The organism is Vibrio hyugaensis, from assembly GCF_002906655.1.
Classification (GTDB): Bacteria; Pseudomonadota; Gammaproteobacteria; order Enterobacterales; family Vibrionaceae; genus Vibrio; species Vibrio hyugaensis.
This window is the reverse complement of the sequence record NZ_CP025794.1, coordinates 3,118,958-3,135,757: the sequence shown is the minus strand read 5'-3', so window position 1 is coordinate 3,135,757 and position 16,800 is coordinate 3,118,958. Positions and strand designations below refer to the sequence as shown.

Annotated in this window: 18 protein-coding genes; 1 reads left to right on the top strand and 17 read right to left on the bottom strand. The window is 48.0% G+C overall.

Features of this window, described 5'->3' with window-relative positions:
* Positions 1 to 202: 202 nt before the first annotated feature.
* From flhB to C1S74_RS15425, 9 genes are all read right to left on the bottom strand, one after another.
* Positions 203 to 1,333, bottom strand: a complete 1,131-nt coding sequence (gene flhB / locus C1S74_RS15465) for a flagellar biosynthesis protein FlhB (RefSeq protein WP_038872074.1) — start codon at positions 1,331 to 1,333, stop codon at positions 203 to 205.
* 9 nt (positions 1,334 to 1,342) lie between these two features.
* Positions 1,343 to 2,125: a flagellar biosynthetic protein FliR gene (gene fliR, locus C1S74_RS15460; protein WP_038872076.1), complete on the bottom strand. Its 783-nt coding sequence runs from the start codon at positions 2,123 to 2,125 to the stop codon at positions 1,343 to 1,345.
* Between the two features lie 8 nt (positions 2,126 to 2,133).
* On the bottom strand, positions 2,134 to 2,403 hold the full coding sequence (gene fliQ, locus C1S74_RS15455) for a flagellar biosynthesis protein FliQ (protein ID WP_005380488.1): 270 nt from the start codon (positions 2,401 to 2,403) through the stop codon (positions 2,134 to 2,136).
* A gap of 28 nt (positions 2,404 to 2,431) precedes the next feature.
* The gene (gene fliP, locus C1S74_RS15450) at positions 2,432 to 3,301 is read right to left on the bottom strand and encodes a flagellar type III secretion system pore protein FliP (protein WP_045397819.1); all 870 of its coding nucleotides are present in this window, start codon (positions 3,299 to 3,301) and stop codon (positions 2,432 to 2,434) included.
* Positions 3,288 to 3,701 (bottom strand): flagellar biosynthetic protein FliO, encoded by a 414-nt coding sequence (gene fliO, locus C1S74_RS15445; protein ID WP_038872081.1) that lies wholly within the window; start codon positions 3,699 to 3,701, stop codon positions 3,288 to 3,290. Before fliO ends, fliP begins: the two co-directional genes overlap by 14 nt.
* A 1-nt stretch (position 3,702) precedes the next feature.
* On the bottom strand, positions 3,703 to 4,113 hold the full coding sequence (fliN, locus tag C1S74_RS15440; RefSeq protein WP_045397817.1) for a flagellar motor switch protein FliN: 411 nt from the start codon (positions 4,111 to 4,113) through the stop codon (positions 3,703 to 3,705).
* 97 nt (positions 4,114 to 4,210) lie between these two features.
* Entirely contained in the window at positions 4,211 to 5,257 is a 1,047-nt protein-coding gene (fliM, locus tag C1S74_RS15435) for a flagellar motor switch protein FliM (RefSeq protein WP_038872083.1), read from the bottom strand.
* Between the two features lie 7 nt (positions 5,258 to 5,264).
* Entirely contained in the window at positions 5,265 to 5,765 is a 501-nt protein-coding gene (gene fliL / locus C1S74_RS15430) for a flagellar basal body-associated protein FliL (protein WP_045397814.1), read from the bottom strand.
* A gap of 39 nt (positions 5,766 to 5,804) precedes the next feature.
* The gene (locus C1S74_RS15425; RefSeq protein ID WP_045398005.1) at positions 5,805 to 7,811 is read right to left on the bottom strand and encodes a flagellar hook-length control protein FliK; all 2,007 of its coding nucleotides are present in this window, start codon (positions 7,809 to 7,811) and stop codon (positions 5,805 to 5,807) included.
* Between the two features lie 264 nt (positions 7,812 to 8,075).
* Here C1S74_RS15425 and C1S74_RS15420 point away from each other — a divergent pair, with 264 nt between their 5' ends.
* A complete protein-coding gene (locus C1S74_RS15420) occupies positions 8,076 to 8,390 on the top strand; it encodes an NIPSNAP family protein (RefSeq protein ID WP_045397812.1) in 315 nt (104 codons plus the stop codon).
* 36 nt (positions 8,391 to 8,426) lie between these two features.
* Here C1S74_RS15420 and fliJ read toward each other — a convergent pair whose 3' ends face one another.
* The 8 genes from fliJ to C1S74_RS15380 all read right to left on the bottom strand — a co-directional run bounded on the left by fliJ (position 8,427) and on the right by C1S74_RS15380 (position 16,789).
* Positions 8,427 to 8,870 (bottom strand): flagellar export protein FliJ, encoded by a 444-nt coding sequence (gene fliJ, locus C1S74_RS15415; RefSeq protein ID WP_039974184.1) that lies wholly within the window; start codon positions 8,868 to 8,870, stop codon positions 8,427 to 8,429.
* Positions 8,871 to 8,876: 6 nt separating this feature from the next.
* Positions 8,877 to 10,196 (bottom strand): flagellar protein export ATPase FliI, encoded by a 1,320-nt coding sequence (fliI, locus tag C1S74_RS15410; protein WP_045397809.1) that lies wholly within the window; start codon positions 10,194 to 10,196, stop codon positions 8,877 to 8,879.
* Positions 10,197 to 10,199: 3 nt separating this feature from the next.
* Positions 10,200 to 11,000, bottom strand: coding sequence for a flagellar assembly protein FliH (gene fliH, locus C1S74_RS15405; protein ID WP_045397807.1), 801 nt, complete (start codon positions 10,998 to 11,000; stop codon positions 10,200 to 10,202).
* Between the two features lie 102 nt (positions 11,001 to 11,102).
* Positions 11,103 to 12,155: a flagellar motor switch protein FliG gene (gene fliG, locus C1S74_RS15400; protein ID WP_038872096.1), complete on the bottom strand. Its 1,053-nt coding sequence runs from the start codon at positions 12,153 to 12,155 to the stop codon at positions 11,103 to 11,105.
* Complete coding sequence (fliF, locus tag C1S74_RS15395; RefSeq protein ID WP_103415300.1) at positions 12,148 to 13,890, bottom strand: flagellar basal-body MS-ring/collar protein FliF; 1,743 nt, start codon at positions 13,888 to 13,890, stop codon at positions 12,148 to 12,150. Before fliF ends, fliG begins: the two co-directional genes overlap by 8 nt.
* 14 nt (positions 13,891 to 13,904) lie before the next feature.
* Positions 13,905 to 14,216 (bottom strand): flagellar hook-basal body complex protein FliE, encoded by a 312-nt coding sequence (gene fliE / locus C1S74_RS15390; protein WP_038872101.1) that lies wholly within the window; start codon positions 14,214 to 14,216, stop codon positions 13,905 to 13,907.
* A 126-nt stretch (positions 14,217 to 14,342) separates the two neighbouring features.
* Entirely contained in the window at positions 14,343 to 15,752 is a 1,410-nt protein-coding gene (locus C1S74_RS15385; protein WP_038882128.1) for a sigma-54-dependent transcriptional regulator, read from the bottom strand.
* Complete coding sequence (locus C1S74_RS15380; protein WP_038882126.1) at positions 15,752 to 16,789, bottom strand: sensor histidine kinase; 1,038 nt, start codon at positions 16,787 to 16,789, stop codon at positions 15,752 to 15,754. The genes C1S74_RS15385 and C1S74_RS15380 overlap by 1 nt, the downstream gene beginning before the upstream one ends.
* Between the last annotated feature and the right edge of the window lie 11 nt (positions 16,790 to 16,800).

Below are 16,800 nucleotides of genomic sequence, written 5' to 3'. Positions count from 1 at the left end.
ACTGAAAGCAGTAATTAAACGCTTATAATGAGTACTACGCGACGGCTTTAGCCTAAAAGTTCAGGTATTGTTGTTGATTAACGCGTTATAAGCAATGTGTGTACCATGATTAACGCCAAAATAATGACTAATCGCTCAAAGAAATCACAATCCTTTGATCTAATGCGAATTTTTGTCTACTTCACCCATGCAATTATTTTCATTAGTGGCGATGTTCCGGTGGGATTGGCAAATCGTAATCTTGGATCTTAGGTCGCTGACCGCCACGTTTGCGATATTGCTTAAGCTGGAACACAAATGCGAGAACTTGTGCAACGGCAGTAAACAGTCCGTCGGGTATTTCTTGTTCTAACTCTGTGGTGTGGTAAAGCGCTCGCGCCAATGGCGGAGCAGGTACAATGGTAATGTCATGTTCACGCGCCACTTCTCGGATCTTCATCGCCATATGGTCGGTACCTTTGGCGATCACCACTGGAGCTCGGTCGGTTTTCTGCTTATAACGCAACGCAACAGAAAAGTGCTCCGGGTTGGTAATGATAACGTCCGCTTGTGGGACATCCGCCATCATCCGACGCTGTGCGGCTTCCCTTTGCAACATACGAATACGACCTTTCACTTCCGGCTTACCTTCGGTCTCTTTATATTCGTCTTTGATCTCTTGTTTGGTCATCTTAAGTTGATCGGCATGCTGCCAGATCTGAAAGGGAATATCGATCGCGACCACAATCAACAACGAACAACTGATAAGCAAAATGAAGTTGAGCAGGATATCCAAAGCATGGAAGATGTTTTGCGGATACACATCCATACTGAGTTGAATCAAGTCCGCTTGTGAGGCTTGAATGAGGTATATCGCCATCCCCGTAACAAGTGCGACTTTCAGAATGGACTTGATAAGCTCCACCCAACTCTGCATACCAACCATACGTTTTAAACCGCTAAGCGGGTTCATTTTGGACAGTTTTGGCATTGCCGCTTCAGCAGAAAAACTGATGCCCCCGACCCCTGCGGCTCCAATCATGGCGGCAACAAACAAGGTGATGAGAATCAAAAACAGTGGGAACAGCAAATCTGTCATCGCGCCAAACGCAATATCAAACAACTTTGCAGTGTCAAAGATCTCTTCTCGCTTGAGATCAAATAAACGACTCATGATCGAAAACAGTGAGCGTGCTAAAGCATCACCAAACCACATTAAGGCGATCGCGCCCACAATCAGCACAGAGGCGGATGCGAGCTCTTTAGATCGAGCAACTTGCCCCTTCTCTCTGGCTTGTTGTAACCGTCGGGGGGTGGCTTCTTCGGTGCGTTCTTGACCGTCTGACTCTGCCAATCCAGCCTCCTAGCAATTCAAGCGAATGAGGTTACAAATCTGCTCCTCACCCACAGCCCAGAACAATTCATAATGGCTGTATAAACCCGCCAGAATGTACCAACAAAGCAGCAAGCCCACCATCAAAGCGAATGCAAAACCGAGTGAGAAAATATTCAACTGCGGTGCAGCACGCGTCATTACACCAAATGATAAGTTGATGGTAAGCAATGCGATGATGCCAGATAAAGACATACTCAACGCCGTTTTAAACATGATGCCTAGCCAACTCGCCATCTCATAGAAGTCGACACTTCCTAATGAGCCAGAACCAATTGGCAAGGTTTTAAAACTGAACACCACCAGCTGCAGCATTTTTAAGTGCCCATCGGTGGCAAGGAAGAACATAGTTGCCAAGAACATAAAGAGCTGACCAAGCAGTGGCGTGTTCTGTCCATTCGCAGGGTCAACCATGGAGGCAAAACCCAAGCTCGATTGCATACCGAGGATCTGACCAAGCAGAACAAAGGTTTGGATCATAAATTGAGTCACCATGCCCATGGCAACGCCAATAATGATTTGCTCAGCGATGGTCATGAAACCACGGAAAGAGAGCAATTCAATGTCTTGTGGCACAGCGGGAATAGCAGGCGCAACCGCAAAGGTGATCGCTAAGCCAAGGTATAAGCGAATTCGAGGTGAGACGAAGCGTGCCCCAGTTACCGTCATCACCATCAACATGGCAGAGATACGGGTATAGGGCCAGAAGTAGTTTGCGATCCAGTCGAGGACGATATGAGTTGGATACTCCATACGCGCCTCTAGTAGAGCACCTGTGGTAAGCGTTCAATCAGGCCGTAGAAGTATTCCATCAGCATTTGCGTCATCCAGTGGCCGAACAACATCAGAGCCAACAAAGTGACAATCAAACGCGGCAAGAAACTCAGCGTCTGTTCGTTGATAGAGGTTGCCGCTTGGAAAATCGCCACGACTAGACCAATCAGCAAGCTGGGGATAATGATGGCACACACCATGATCAGCACCATCCAAAGTGCCTCACGGAAAAGCTCGACAAACATTTCTGGAGTCATGTCTTACCCTCTTCTCTCTGTGACCAATCTAAAGGGCAAAACTGCCGGCGAGTGTCGACAATATCAAGTTCCACCCATCCACCAGCACAAACAGCATCAGCTTAAATGGCAGCGATACGATCATTGGCGATAGCATCATCATACCCATCGCCATCAAAACAGAAGCAACAACCAGGTCGATGATCAAAAACGGTAAGAACAGCATAAAGCCGATCTGGAATGCCGTCTTAAGTTCGGACGTAATGAAAGCTGGGATCAACACCGCCATAGAGACATCTTCTGGATTGGTCACTTCTTCACCTGACATGGTCACGAAGGTTTCCAAATCTTTGATGCGAGTTTGTTTGAGCATAAAAGCTTTCATCGGCGCTTGTGCAGCGTCGAAGGCTTCACGTGCCGTAACTTGCTCATTCAAATAGGGTTGAACCGCTTGATCGTTAATCTCATTCAAAACAGGCGACATGATAAAGAAAGTCAGGAAGAGCGCGATACCAATGATGACTTGGTTAGAAGGCGTTTGCTGTAGACCCATAGCTTGTCGCAGAATCGACATCACCACCACAATACGGGTAAACGACGTCATCAAAATCACCATCGCTGGCAAGAAGCCAAGCATGGTCATTAAGGCAAGAATCTGTAACGTCACCGAATAGTCTTCACTGCCGTCGGCGTTGGTCGTCATGGTAAAGGCAGGAATACCGCCACCATTACCCACCGACATACTGCGGCTTGAGCCTGACTCACTCTCCATTGCCTTAACCGTCACACTGTCGCCCTGCGCTAGATTGGCAGGTAATGGTGATTCCTCTGCTTGTGCAAAAGAAAGCGAAGAAAACAGCACGCCAATGAGCAACATAAAGGTGCTCAGCATCAGGCGGATTGAATTATCCTTTGTCATGTTTTTTTATCAGTTGGCTAAATTGACTAGCAAATGCGCTGGTCGCCAACGCTTCCTCTTTCAATGGCGTTTCAAGCTTGGCCAAGGTTTGGATAGATTGGCTTGTAATGCCAACCAAGAACTGTTCTTCACCAACCTGAACAACCGCAATGCGCTCTTTGGTGCCGACTGGTAACTGACTGACAATACGCAGCCCTTTCTGTTGCCCCATCGCTGGAACTTGCATGCGTTTTAGCAACCAAGCCAGTAATAGAATCACACCAATCACAAGCACTAAAGAACCTAATGTGGTCGCTAAATCTAGACTCGTTGGCGCGGCTGCAAATGCATAAGGAGCACTCAGCATTAAGCCGAGTGCTCCTGTGATTTGCTTCAATCGCGTTTTGATTGAGCTGCTCATATTAGCGCAGCTTTTTAATGCGTTCAGTTTGGCTGATCACGTCGGTCAGACGAATACCAAACTTGTCATTGACGACAACGACTTCACCATGAGCAATCAAAGTACCGTTAACCAATACATCTAATGACTCACCAGCTAGACGGTCAAGTTCCACAACCGAACCTTGGTTCAATTGCAGCAGGTTACGGATGCTGATTTGCGAGCGGCCCACTTCCATCGAGATTGTCACTGGGATATCCATAATGGTATCGAGTTTACGACGCTCGTCATCCGTAATTGGAGCAGAAGTATCTTTCAGCTCCTCCAATGGTGCTGCCAATATCTCATCAACATCGATTGAAGGTGCAGACGGATCTTCGCCAAGAGCGGCTGCCCATTCGTCTGCTAGCTTTTGATCGTCACTTGGTTCCATTTTTCTGTCCTGTGTTAAGCCTTGCTTACGCCTTTTTGAGTCTCGTCATCAATGGCATTGAGAGAGACATCTTGGCGGCTTGTTTTAGCAAGGATTTTTAATCGTTTGTATCGTCGTCATTCTCAAGTTCAGACATGATGTCTTTACCCAAGAAGGCTAAATCGGTTTTGACTACGTGTGGACGCTCGATTTCTTCAGAAACTTGCACGGCAAGCTTGTCGTCAGAACGCCCCATTTTCACACGGTAAGTCGGCAAATCTTCGATGAACATGGTCGCGTGTTCTGGCATTTCAATCGGGATAACATCACCCGGCTGCAGTTCCATCAAATCGCGAAGAGAGATGTCTTTCTCTAACAAGTTCACACGGAAGTTAACCGGGCAATCCATGATCTCTTCGCGCAGAGCAGAGCTCCAACGAACGTCAGTTTCCATCTTGTCGGATTGCACACCTGCATCAAGCAGTTCGCGGATTGGTTCAACCATGGAGTAAGGCATCACTACGTGGAAGTCACCACCACCGCCATCAACTTCGATGTGGAATGAACTCACGACAATCACTTCGGTCGGGCTCACGATGTTTGCCATACTTGGGTTCACTTCGGAATCGAGGTATTCAAATTCCACCCCCATCACTGGCGACCACGCTTCTTTGTAATCTTCGAAAACAATTTTCAGCAGAAGCTGAATGATGCGACGTTCGGTTGGCGTGAATTCTCGGCCTTCGATTTTGGCGTGGAAACGGCCATCACCCCCGAAGAAGTTTTCAACCAAGATAAACACCAAACGTGCTTCCATGGTGATCAAGGCTGTGCCTTTGAGTGGACGAAAACGTACCATGTTCAAACTGGTCGGAACGTACAGCGTATTTTGGTATTCACCAAATTTCATCATCTGTACGCCGTTAATCGACACCTCAGCGGTTTTACGCAACATGTTAAACAGGCTGATTCGCATGTGTCGGGCAAAGCGCTCATTGATAAGTTCGAGCGTCGGCATCCGACCACGGACAATCCTGTCTTGAGACGAGAAATCGAAACTGACGGCACTTTCGTCGCCGGCATCTATGGGTTCATCGACGTCATCAACATCGTCAACCCCATGTAGTAGCGCATCAATCTCGTCTTGGCTTAATAGATCGGTCACGTTTTACCTATTGAATTACAAAATCTGTAAACAGTACTTTCTCAATCACTGGCTTACCAACTGCCGCGTTCAATGCCGCTTTGATGTCGTCTGAAGCGCGATCTCGCAGTTCCACACGACCCGTAGGTGAACGAAGCTGCTCTACGGTTGCCGATGCGAAAGTCGACAACAAAGAGCTTTCAATCAGTGGGGAGTGGTAACGAGCCAATTGCTCATTTTCACTACCGCGCACCATCAGCTGTGCTTTGATTTGTACCAGTCTATCGCGACGGTCACCCGTCACGTTAAAAATAAATGGTTGTGCAATGTTAACGTAAGCAATGGGCTCTGCAGCGGTTGCTGCTTGCGCTTGTTGAGTTTGAGCGGCTTGCGCAGGCTCGTCAGAACCCATTAAAAAGAAGGCGGCCGCACCACCACCGATAAGCAACACCACTACCGCAATGATGATGATCAGTAGTTTGCCTTTTCCTTTCGGTGCATCAACACCTTGTAGCTGTTCTTCTGCCATTACTATCTCTTATTGTTCTGCTTTTTCTAGGCCGCTATTTTATGCGTAAAAACTAATTCCATCACGCTTTGAGGCCACATTCAAATCAAGATTCACGTCGGCATCAAAGTTTTCATCTGACTGGCCAGAAAATCCACGACCTTGTCCGCTTTGACCATTTTGATCCGCATTCGCATAGCCACCTTGCTGCTGACCACTGCTTTGTTGTTGCACTGAAGAATCTGCCAGTTGCATGCCTTGTTGCGCCAACATTTCTCTTAAACGAGGCAGTGTTTGTTCAATTAAGTCGCGTGCTTGTGGGTTTGCTACCGTAAAATGAACGTTGGCAAGATCGTTGTTCATTGTCATGCGGATCTGCATACGACCAAGTTCTGGTGGGTCTAAGCGAATATCGAGGTTCTTTAAGTTCTTCGACATCATCATTTGCACTTTCTCAGCGACTTGGTCATTCGCAAGTTCTTTGGTTAGCTGCAACGGCAACTGAGCTTGCTGAGCGGCATCCACTCTCGTTTGTTGCTGAGCTGTCACACCTTGCTGACTCGCTGAGGCTTGAATTTGTCCAGCTAAACTAGGTTGTGGCTCTGATTTGTCTTGCTTATTCGCAGCACCTTTTAATGCGCCAGCAGCAAGGCCAGCATTCATGACCTTCTTACTCAATTCAGCACTCGATGCTGCTTGATTCACAGGGTTCATCGTTGAAGCCGCTAGTGCCTCTGGCATCACAGACATTGCCGCTTTATCGACATTTGGCGTTGCTGCAGTTTGAGTGTTCACTTGTGCGGTCGTATGCTTTAGTTCCTGCGCGGCAAGTTGATGCGCTTGCTGAGCGGTCACCGTTGAAGCAACCGCTCTAGAATTGTGTTGAGCTGCTTGATGTTCTGCCATCGCGACTTTTACATCACTCGGTAAGGCAACAAATTGAGCCAAACCTTGCTCTGGAATATCCGCAATAAGTTCGCCCGTTTTTAGCCCTTCAATGATATCGAGCTCTTGCTTAGAAAGCGGCTTTCCTTGCGCTAATTTTGTATCGATGACGTGCAGTTCATCGATAGAGATGCGTTTTACGTCAATCGTTTCAGCGTCGGCGGACAAGGTCTGTTGAAACGCCTCAGATTCAATAACCGGCTGCGCACCTTGTGTGACAACTTGGCCGTTAACCGCAGCTTGCGTCGTCGCGTTTACGGTTGCTTCTGCATGCATGGCTTGAGTGTTCGGTGAATTCCAATCAATTTGTGCTTCTGTCTTAGGGTGTGGGCCAATTGGTTTACCGTCGGCATCCAAAGTCACCGTTTCACCTTGTTTCGACACGGCAATCCCATCTTGCGGTAACGTATTTGACGCCGCTAGTTCGATCTGTTGCTCTGGTGATAACGGCTTACCATCTACTGTCATCATTGACTTTGCTGCAAGTGCTGCCTCTGGTGGCAATGCTTTGCCGCTATCAACTAAAGACTCATTAGTTTTTAGCGCTTGGTTTGCTTGCTCAATTCGACCAAGCAACTGTTGACCTTCTCCCATCGCATTCTTTACGTTATCGCTCTGTACTTGGGTATCGGATATGTTCTTTTGAGCCTCACTCGCCACCACGGAGGTCGGCCCTGCGTGACCAGAATCAGATTTTGTATCAACAGGGACTTCACTGCCGCTCTTTGAAACCGATGAATTTACCCCAACAGTGTCAACATCAGAGTCTGCAGGCGTCGCTTTACTACCTTGATCGCTTGTTGCCTTTGTCTCGCCTTGAATCAGCAACGCATCGGTCGATTCGGTTGACGTGGTCTTCTCACCTTCTGTTGTGACTTTTTCTTGGCTCTCACCTCCGGAGCCTGTCGAGGCCACTTTCAGGCTTTCGCTTTCAATTTCTGTTGATGCTTCTGCCGTGTCAGACTTCGCGACGGCCTTTTCTGCTTTTTGTGAATCCGTAAATACCCCAGCTAAGGTTTCAAAAAAACCTTTGCTTTCAGGGTTTTCTGCATCAATTTTTGAAGACGCATCGGAAACCGATGACTTACTGGTTGCAGAAACATTCGACAAATTCACATTCATATAGACACTCTCGTTATCGTCAGCGTGAGTCATTCCGCTGCCGGATTGCCTTGCATGGCAAAATTAGGTGATTGGAGAACCCGTTTGGCAAATAGAATTGCAAAAATCACGCCAACGCATAACGTGAGTTTTCTGACGCTCATCAGGCTAGATTGAATGATGGAATCAAGATCAACCTTAGAAGAAACGGCTTAGTGCGATGAATTTGACTCAAACGCTTTCAAGGCGTAAACAGTAACCTTGCTCTACCGACGAGGACCGACTGTGAAAGTGACAGAATTACGCCAATACAAAATCAAAACAGGCAAAACAGAACAATGGTTAACGTGGATGAAAAACGAGTTGTTACCCTACCAACGTTCAAAAGGCATGCGCGTATTGAACACTTACGTTCACACTGGCGAAGATGGGCACGATTATTTTGTGTGGTTGCGAGAATTTGATAGCGAAGCCGATCGTCAGAGACTTTATGCGGACACTTACAATGATTGGTGGATTAGCAACATTCGTCCAAAAGTGTTTGAGTTGATTGAGCGAGACTCGGTTAAAGTCACTTTGCTTGAATCCGTCGACATGTAGCCAACAAAAACAATACTACATAGCGACTAGAGACGCTTAAAAACGTTGCGGTTTTCGGCTATACAGTAAAGTGGAGAATTCATCCATTTGCTTTTGCTCTCGCTTAGCTTCCGCAATTTGCTTTTCTTTCTCACGCTTATCAATCATCCACTCATAAGACATTCGCTCTTTACGCATGTTTAGCCAATAGTCTTGGCAGTTAACGACTTGCTCTTTGAAGTGGTTTTCCGCTTGCTTTTGCTTGGATAGAGTCTCATCAAGTTGGGTTAAGAATCGGTTTAAGTGACCATATTGACTGGCCGTCAGACCTGCCATACCGCGATCGACTAACTGTTGGCAGTAATCTAAACGGTACTTTTCAATCTGTTCGACTTGGCGGTAGTAGTCTTCAAGCTCTGAGCGTGCTTTGTTCAGTGCCAACACCGCTTGGTCTTCACGCTCTTTCGCTTGATCAAGTAGGAATTCCATCGCGTTATTCATGCGCTATTACCCACCTAAAATGCTTTTCAACATGTTGACACACATATCGTATGGTACGGATTCTTTCATACGTTGTTGTAGGTATTCGTCCAATCTTGGCTTGAGGGTAAACGCACCATCGATCGCTGGATCAGTACCCGGCTTGTACGCACCAATCGACACCAAGTCTTGGTTTTTACGGCAAATGGAGAGCACTTGGCGCACAGCTTTCGACATCAATACGTGTTCTTCGGTGGTGATTTGCGGCATAACGCGGCTCACCGATTTCTCAACGTCAATCGCAGGGTAGTGACCCGCATCGGCCATTTCTCGGGATAACACGATGTGGCCATCGAGGATCGCACGTGACGCATCGGCAATCGGATCTTGTAGATCATCACCCTCGGTTAAAACAGTAAAGAAAGCGGTGATCGAACCTTGGTCATCACTGCCATTACCCGCACGCTCTACCAACGCCGGTAATTTCGCAAATACCGAAGGTGGATAACCTTTGGTTGCTGGCGGCTCACCGACTGACAGTGCAATTTCGCGCTGTGCTTGAGCAAAACGAGTCAGTGAATCCATCAATAGAAGAACATCTAACCCTTGGTCACGGAAGTATTCGGCAATCGTCAGGGCAGTTTGGCAACCCTTCAAACGCATCAAAGGGGAGGCATCGGCAGGCGCGGCTACCACCACAGAGCGGCGACGTCCATCTTCACCCAAAATCTCTTCGATGAATTCTTTTACTTCGCGTCCACGTTCACCAATCAGACCAACCACAACCACTTGTGCTGTCGTGCCGCGCGTCATCATACCTAGGGTAACGGACTTACCCACACCAGAACCGGCAAACAGACCAATACGCTGACCTTTACCGACCGTCAATAAACCGTTGATGGCTTTCAAGCCGACGTCGAGTGGTTCGGATATCGGTTTACGTGCCAATGGGTTAATAGGTTCGGCATTGAACGAAGCGCGTTGCTCGGTGTAAAACGGACCAAGACCGTCCAGTGGGTTACCCACACCGTCGATCACGCGACCTAGCAGTTCCATACCAACAGGCAGACCAGCCTCGCTGGTTAAAGGTGTCACTTTCGCGCCCGGTAAGATGCCTGTGATTTGCTCACTCGGCATTAAGAAAAGATTGTCTCCAGAAAAGCCCACCACTTCCGCTTCCATATGACCGGACATAGTTTCGACCAAACACAAACTGCCAATTGGCGCACGGCAACCCGTCGCTTCCAAAGTTAAGCCAACAACACGCACAAGCTTGCCGGAAGCAACAGGGCGTGTGGTTAAACCTTCAACTTTGTAGTTTTTTAAGCGGTCGGCCAAGGCTTGCATGGATTACTCGCTCCCTTGATGGCGATTTGCACCACAAAAGCTGTTCAACACGCTTTTCACGCGTTCTTCCATGCGGTAGTTAATGCTCGATTCACCCGCTGCGATTTGTACATCGCCACGGTTTAGCGCTGGTTCAGAGACCAAAGTCCAGTTACGACAATCGAGCTCTTCTTCACCATATGCAGAACGGATGATCGCGACATCATCGGGGTTCAAATGCAAGGTGATTGGATGACCAGAAATAGGCAACGCTTCTACAGACTGCTTCACCGTATCGAGAATAATTTGAGGATTGGTTTGCACTTCCACGTGCACGACTTCTTTAACTAGGCACAACACCATGTCTATCAGCTGCTTTTCAACCTGAGTGTTCATGAGCTCCAAAGGCTGAGCGAACTGGTTTGCCAAGTTCATGAAGGTTTCTACTTGCTGCTGAATGTACTCTTGCCCCGCCGTCACACCTTCGACTTTGCCGAGCTCAAGACCTTCTGCATGTCCTGCTTGAATGCCTTCTTCTTTACCCTTGTCGTAACCTTGTTTAAAGCCCGCTTCTTGACCTTGGTACAGACCCTCTTGATAAGCGCCCTGCTTGATCAATTCAATCTGCTCTTCTGTCAGCTCAAGCGCTTGCTCTTCCTCTGGCTCTTCAAAGTTTGGCACCCAACCCGGATCGTAGTTAAACGCAGTTTGCTTGGCCTGCTTTGCTTTCGGCTCTCCGTAATCAGGCAAACCCCAGCGCTGCGGTTCGATCATCGCATCGTCTTCATCAGGACGGATAAATCCACGTTTTCTATCGCCAGCCATGCTTAACCTACAATCTGTCTATGTTGAAATTGATGTTGAAAATAAAGTGCGTTGTTTATGGAAGTGCGTTCCTCCCACATAAGCAGGAGGAACAAGATAGGATTATAAGAATTCGTCTGCGCCGCCAGACAGCATGATTTCGCCAGCGTCAGCCATACGACGAGCAATCGCCAAGATTTCTTTCTGCGCCGCTTCTACGTCTGCTACGCGAACCGGAGGCATTGCTTCGATATCGTCGCGCATCATCTCAGCTGCACGCTTAGACATGTTCTTAAAGACTTTCTCACGTAGAGAATCATCGGCACCTTTAAGCGCACGTTGCAGAACGTCTTGAGGAACATCACGCAGCAATTTCTGAATACCTTGGTCGTCCACTTCCACCAAGTTCTCGAATACGAACATAAGGTCTTGGATTTGTGTCGCCATGTCTTCGTCTTGGTCGCGAATTTGTTCCATCAAGATACCTTCGACGTTGTTGTCTAGGTAGTTCATGATTTCTGCCGCTGCCTTCAGGCCGCCAATCTTCGCCGCTTGTGCTCCCGCTTGACCTGCGAACTGTTTCTCCATGATTTCGTTCAGCTCTGCCAGTGCAGACGGTTGAACTTCTTCTAGGTTGGCAATACGCATCATCAGGTCCAGACGCACACGCTCTGGGAACTGAGAAAGAATTTCTGCCGACTGATCCGCTTCCAAGTAAGATAAAACAATGGTTTGGATCTGCGGGTGCTCATTGACAATGATGCTTGCCACTTGGCGAGGGTCCATCCATTTCAATGAATCCAGACCTTTCGAGCCCGTACCCAGTAGGATTTGGTCAACCAAGTTGTTCGCTTTGTCTTCACCCAGTGCAGCAACCAGCGCATTACGCATGAAGTCTTCGCTGCCCATACCGATGTTGGTGTATTTCTGGATGTCTTCCAAAAACGCTCGGTGAACCGCAGAGACTTTGTCTTGGCTTAGGTCTTTTGCCTTCGCCATTGCACTACCCACACGCTGAACCTGTTTTGGTTCTAGGTGGCGAATAATGCCTGCCGCGTCGCTCTCATTTAAGCTAAGCAACAAAATGGCTGCTTTTTCTTCACCGGTAATGGTGGATGCATCAAATTCTACCGGCAATCCGCCATTTTCATCTTGAGGAACGATATCGTTAGCCATTGTCATTCATCCAATTTTTCACAACTTGAGCAGCGAGTTCAGGCTCGTTTGCAACCAGAGCGCGAACCGCTTTCAGTACATCTTCATCTTTGTGAAGGTTAGGCAAATCAATGCTTGAGCCAAACTCAAACAGTTCTCCGCTTTCGATGTCGCTACCAATTAGGCTGGTTTCGCCATCCGCACCAATTGGCAAACCATCTGGTCCATACATTTCGTCTTCGTCGTTGCTCGCTGGGTTGAGCAGCTTCTTCATTGCAGGTCGCACCAGGACCAAGATAACCACGATGATGACCAACGCACTTGCGAACCAACGAACCCAATCATTGAAGTTTGGATGCTCCCAAATCGGTGGATCGACCATTTGCTCAAGTTCAGGCTCCGCAAACTTCACGCTTAACACGTTGAGTAAGTCACCACGATTTTGGTCAAAACCGACGGTGCCGATCAGCACTTGGCGAATGGCATTAATTTCAGATTCTGACATTGGGGAGTAGGTCACTTCACCCGTGTCTGGATTCACGCTGCGACGGTCTTTGATAGCTACAGAAACGGTTTGGCGTGCCAACGTACCAGTCTGTTTACGTTCGTGACTGATGGTGGTATCGAGTTCAAAGTTGCGCGTTGATTCTTTACGCACCGAGCCTTGGCCGGTAATTGAGCCATCTTTCATCTGCGCGACGTCTTGTGGGATAGACGCGTCCGCCGGCGGTTGGTTGCTCAAAGCGCCAGGAATGCCTGCCACCATGTTACCGTTGTTGTAATCTTCGAGTGCGTATTCGCTTCGTGTCGCTGGTGTATTTGGATCGAAACGTTTGCGAGTCTGCTCTACCGCACTGAAATCCATTTGGATGTCTACTTGCGCGGTGTAGTTACCAAAACCTAGTATTGGCAGCAGAACGGAATCAATTTTTTCTCGCAGTGCTTGTTCTTGGCTGCGTTCAAGTTCTTGCTCTTTACGACGAGCCGCAGAGGCAGGATCTTGTGAGCCTGAGCTCAATAGACGACCGTGTTGATCGGTCACCGTAATACGTGACGTCTTCATGCCGGGAACAGCACTCGCCACCATGTCTACGATGGAGTCAACTTCTTGTTGCTTAAGGCTTGTACCAGTAGAGAGCGTCAAAAATACCGAAGCAGACGCTTCTTGGTTGTGACGTACGAACACACTGTGTTTTGGCAAAGCAAGAAGCACACGAGCTTTACGCACTTGCTTCATCTCTTCAATCGCTTGCGCAAGTTGACGCTCACGGCTGAGCTTCAAACGTTCTTGCTCCAAACGTTGTGATACACCAAAGCCCATGTCTTGCAGCAGAATATCATCACCCGCCTCAGTCGCTTGGTTCACACCTGAGCGCACCATGCCGAGTTTGATCGAGTTGTAATCACTCGACTCAACCGAGATCGTATTGCCATCAAGCTTGTAGTTGATTTTTTGCTGATCAAGATAATCCAGCACAGGGATCAGTTCTTCGGTTTCATACGCACCTAGAGGACGCATTTCCGGCTCTTTCACCCAGAAGAACAGCATCACAATTAACGCAACACAGATAGAGATAGACAGCACAAGCACAACCTGTCGAAGTAAATCGAGGTCACCTACTGCCATATCGAATTTTGACGCACTGCGCTCTTCAAGATCTGGGTTTTGGCTATCCACATCCAAATCTGAGCCAGCGATCAGTGCACCATCTGCGCCGCCATCGGTGACGGTTAAATCTGTAGACTTGTCTGCCACACTTATTACCTAAATTACACTGGCATGTTCATGAGATCCTTATAGGACTCAACGAGCTTATTGCGGATTTGTACAGTGGCATCAAATGCAACACTGGACTTGTTACGAGCAATCATAACGTCAGAAAGGGAAACATCAGCGTCACCACGATCGAAACGCGTTTGCAGGTCGCCGGATGTTTTTTGAAGTGAGTTAACGTTATTGATGGCTTTAGTGAGGAGATCGCCAAAATCCGCCCCTACTTTCGCACCAGTTGCAACGGGAGCGGTGTTGGTCGCTTCCACCATCATGGCGCGCATTTGTGCTTGAATACCATCAACTTTCATTGTCACCTCTAAGCCAAAAGTTTGACTATTAACTAAAACTGATTATTGACACAGCAATTACTGTGCCATAAGACAATAGTGCCGTAGTGTACCCACACTTTTGTCCTATGGCTATTGATGTGAGTACTAAGCAGGAATATCGATACCAGCGTCACGCATTTTGGCGAGTTTGTAACGCAGAGTACGTGGACTAATACCTAATTTCTCTGCCATCTCTTTGCGGCGGCCGTTACATTCGATTAAGGTTTCCAAAATGATCGCGTACTCTTGGTCACGCAGTTCACCACCAAGGCCTTCACCACCAGCGGCAACACGGTTGATCGGATCCACTTGCGCAACAGGCTTAACATCGGGAACCAAAACCTCAGCATTTTGCACAACAGATTGCAGGCTGCTTGCATCTTGCCAATCTACACCTTCCAACAAAATGTGTTCTGCATCGATGTCACCGTTTTCGCTCAAAATGAGTGCTCGCTGAACCACGTTATCCAACTCACGAACGTTACCCGGCCATGGATATTGAAGCAGTTTATCTAATGCAACTGGTGAGAACTTAGGTACTGGCATGCCCATTTTGCTGCAATGACGTTCAGCAAGATGCGTTGCAAGTGGCGCAATATCCCCCTTACGTTCACAAAGTGCCGGCCATGAAATTGGGAATACGTTCAAGCGGTAGTACAAGTCTTCACGGAAGTTACCCTCTGAGACGTACTGCTTGAGGTCACGGTTACTAGTGGCAAGAACACGCACATCGAGCTTGATGCTCTTGCGGCTACCCAAACGCTCCACTTCTCGCTCTTGTAAAACACGCAGCAGTTTCGCTTGTAAGCTCAAGTCCATTTCACTGATTTCATCCAGCAAAATCGTACCGCCTTGTGCTTGCTCAAACTTACCCGGACACGCTTGAACCGCACCGGTAAACGCGCCTTTCTCGTAGCCGAACAACGTCGCTTCAAGCATGTTGTCTGGGATTGCCGCACAGTTGATTGCGACAAAAGGGCCATCTTTGCGATTAGACGCATTGTGGATGTAACGGGACATCACTTCTTTACCGGAGCCACTTGGGCCCAAGATCATCACGTTTGCATCGGTGCGCGCGACTTTGTCAGCCAAAGCCAATAGGCGCAGACTTTTCTCGTCCGCCACGACCGCGTCACCGTTATCATCACTCTTAATTGGTGCGTAACGGCTCACCATGTTCAGCAGTACTTCTGGTGCAAATGGCTTCGCCATGTAATCAATCGCACCTTCTTTCATTGCTGATACTGCGTCTTCAATGTTTGCGTAAGCCGTCATAAGAAGAACGGGTAAGTTCGGCCAATTCTGTTTGATATTGCGTAGCAGAGCCAAACCGCCCATTCCTGCCATTTGTACGTCAGAAACCACGATGTCGACCGCGTTTGACTTTAGCTTTACTAACGCATCTTCTGCACAATCGGCTTCTAACCATTCGTACCCTGCCAGAGCCAGAGTATCTACTAGGGCTTCACGAAGACCTTCATCGTCTTCTACGATCAGCACTTTGCTTTGCGCCATTATGATTCTCCAGTATCTGCTTGCACTCGCTCTAGCGGAATGCACATGGTAAAGCAGGCTCCATCGCCCTGCTCTGAAATTAGTTCCAATCGACCGTCATGGGCACGGCAAACCATTTGAACTACAGCGAGCCCCAACCCGGTTCCTTGAGAACGCGTGGTAAAAAACGGCTCCATAATTTTGGCTTGTAGTTCTTTTGGTACTCCCGGCCCGCTGTCTTGCACAGAAATGCGCAGTTCACCGTTAACCGGGCGGAAAAAGACATCTATTTGTGATTCCTTTCCAGACATCTGAATCGCATTCATCACCAAGTTACTCAGTGCGGATGCAATGGCGTTAGCATTGCCTAACAGCTCAGTCTGTTCTTCTTCCACTTCTAAGAAGTAGTCAATGTTATTGTTCTTCAGCGCGGTTTCCACCATCGGCTGGTATTCCGCAACAAGCTGAGCAATGTTAAATGGTTTAATGACTTTATTATCACCACCCTTGGCAAAAAGCAGCATATCATTAACCTGCTTCTCCAAATCGTGCAGTCGATCCATTAATTTGCTTTGAAATCGCTCTCTTGTCGCTGGAGGGAGATTTGGCGCACCTAAATTTGATGCATATAGCATGGCACTCGATAACGGCGTTCTTACTTGGTGAGCCAAAGACGCCACCATGCGACCTAAGGAGGACAGTCGTTGCAAATCACTCACGCGTGATTGCAGCAAGCGTGTTTCGGTCAAGTCGGTGATCAGAATCAGTTGTCCCGTCGCCGAAGCGGAGATCGCCAAGCGAACTTTACGTCCATTACGCAGTGAGATTTCATGACCATCATCTTCACGCGGATCAAAGACCGCTTGGATGATGTTGAACCATTTCTCGTTGACCAGTGGAATCTCTAGAATTCGATGTGCTTCTGGGTTCGCTTCGCGAACGACACCGTGTGTATCGAGCAAGATCACACCAGCAGGCATCACGTCCAAAACTTGTTTGTAACGCTCTACTTGATTCTCTACTGAGTCTAAATGGGATTGGTTGGTGTTATTGTCCATTCACTGCCTGT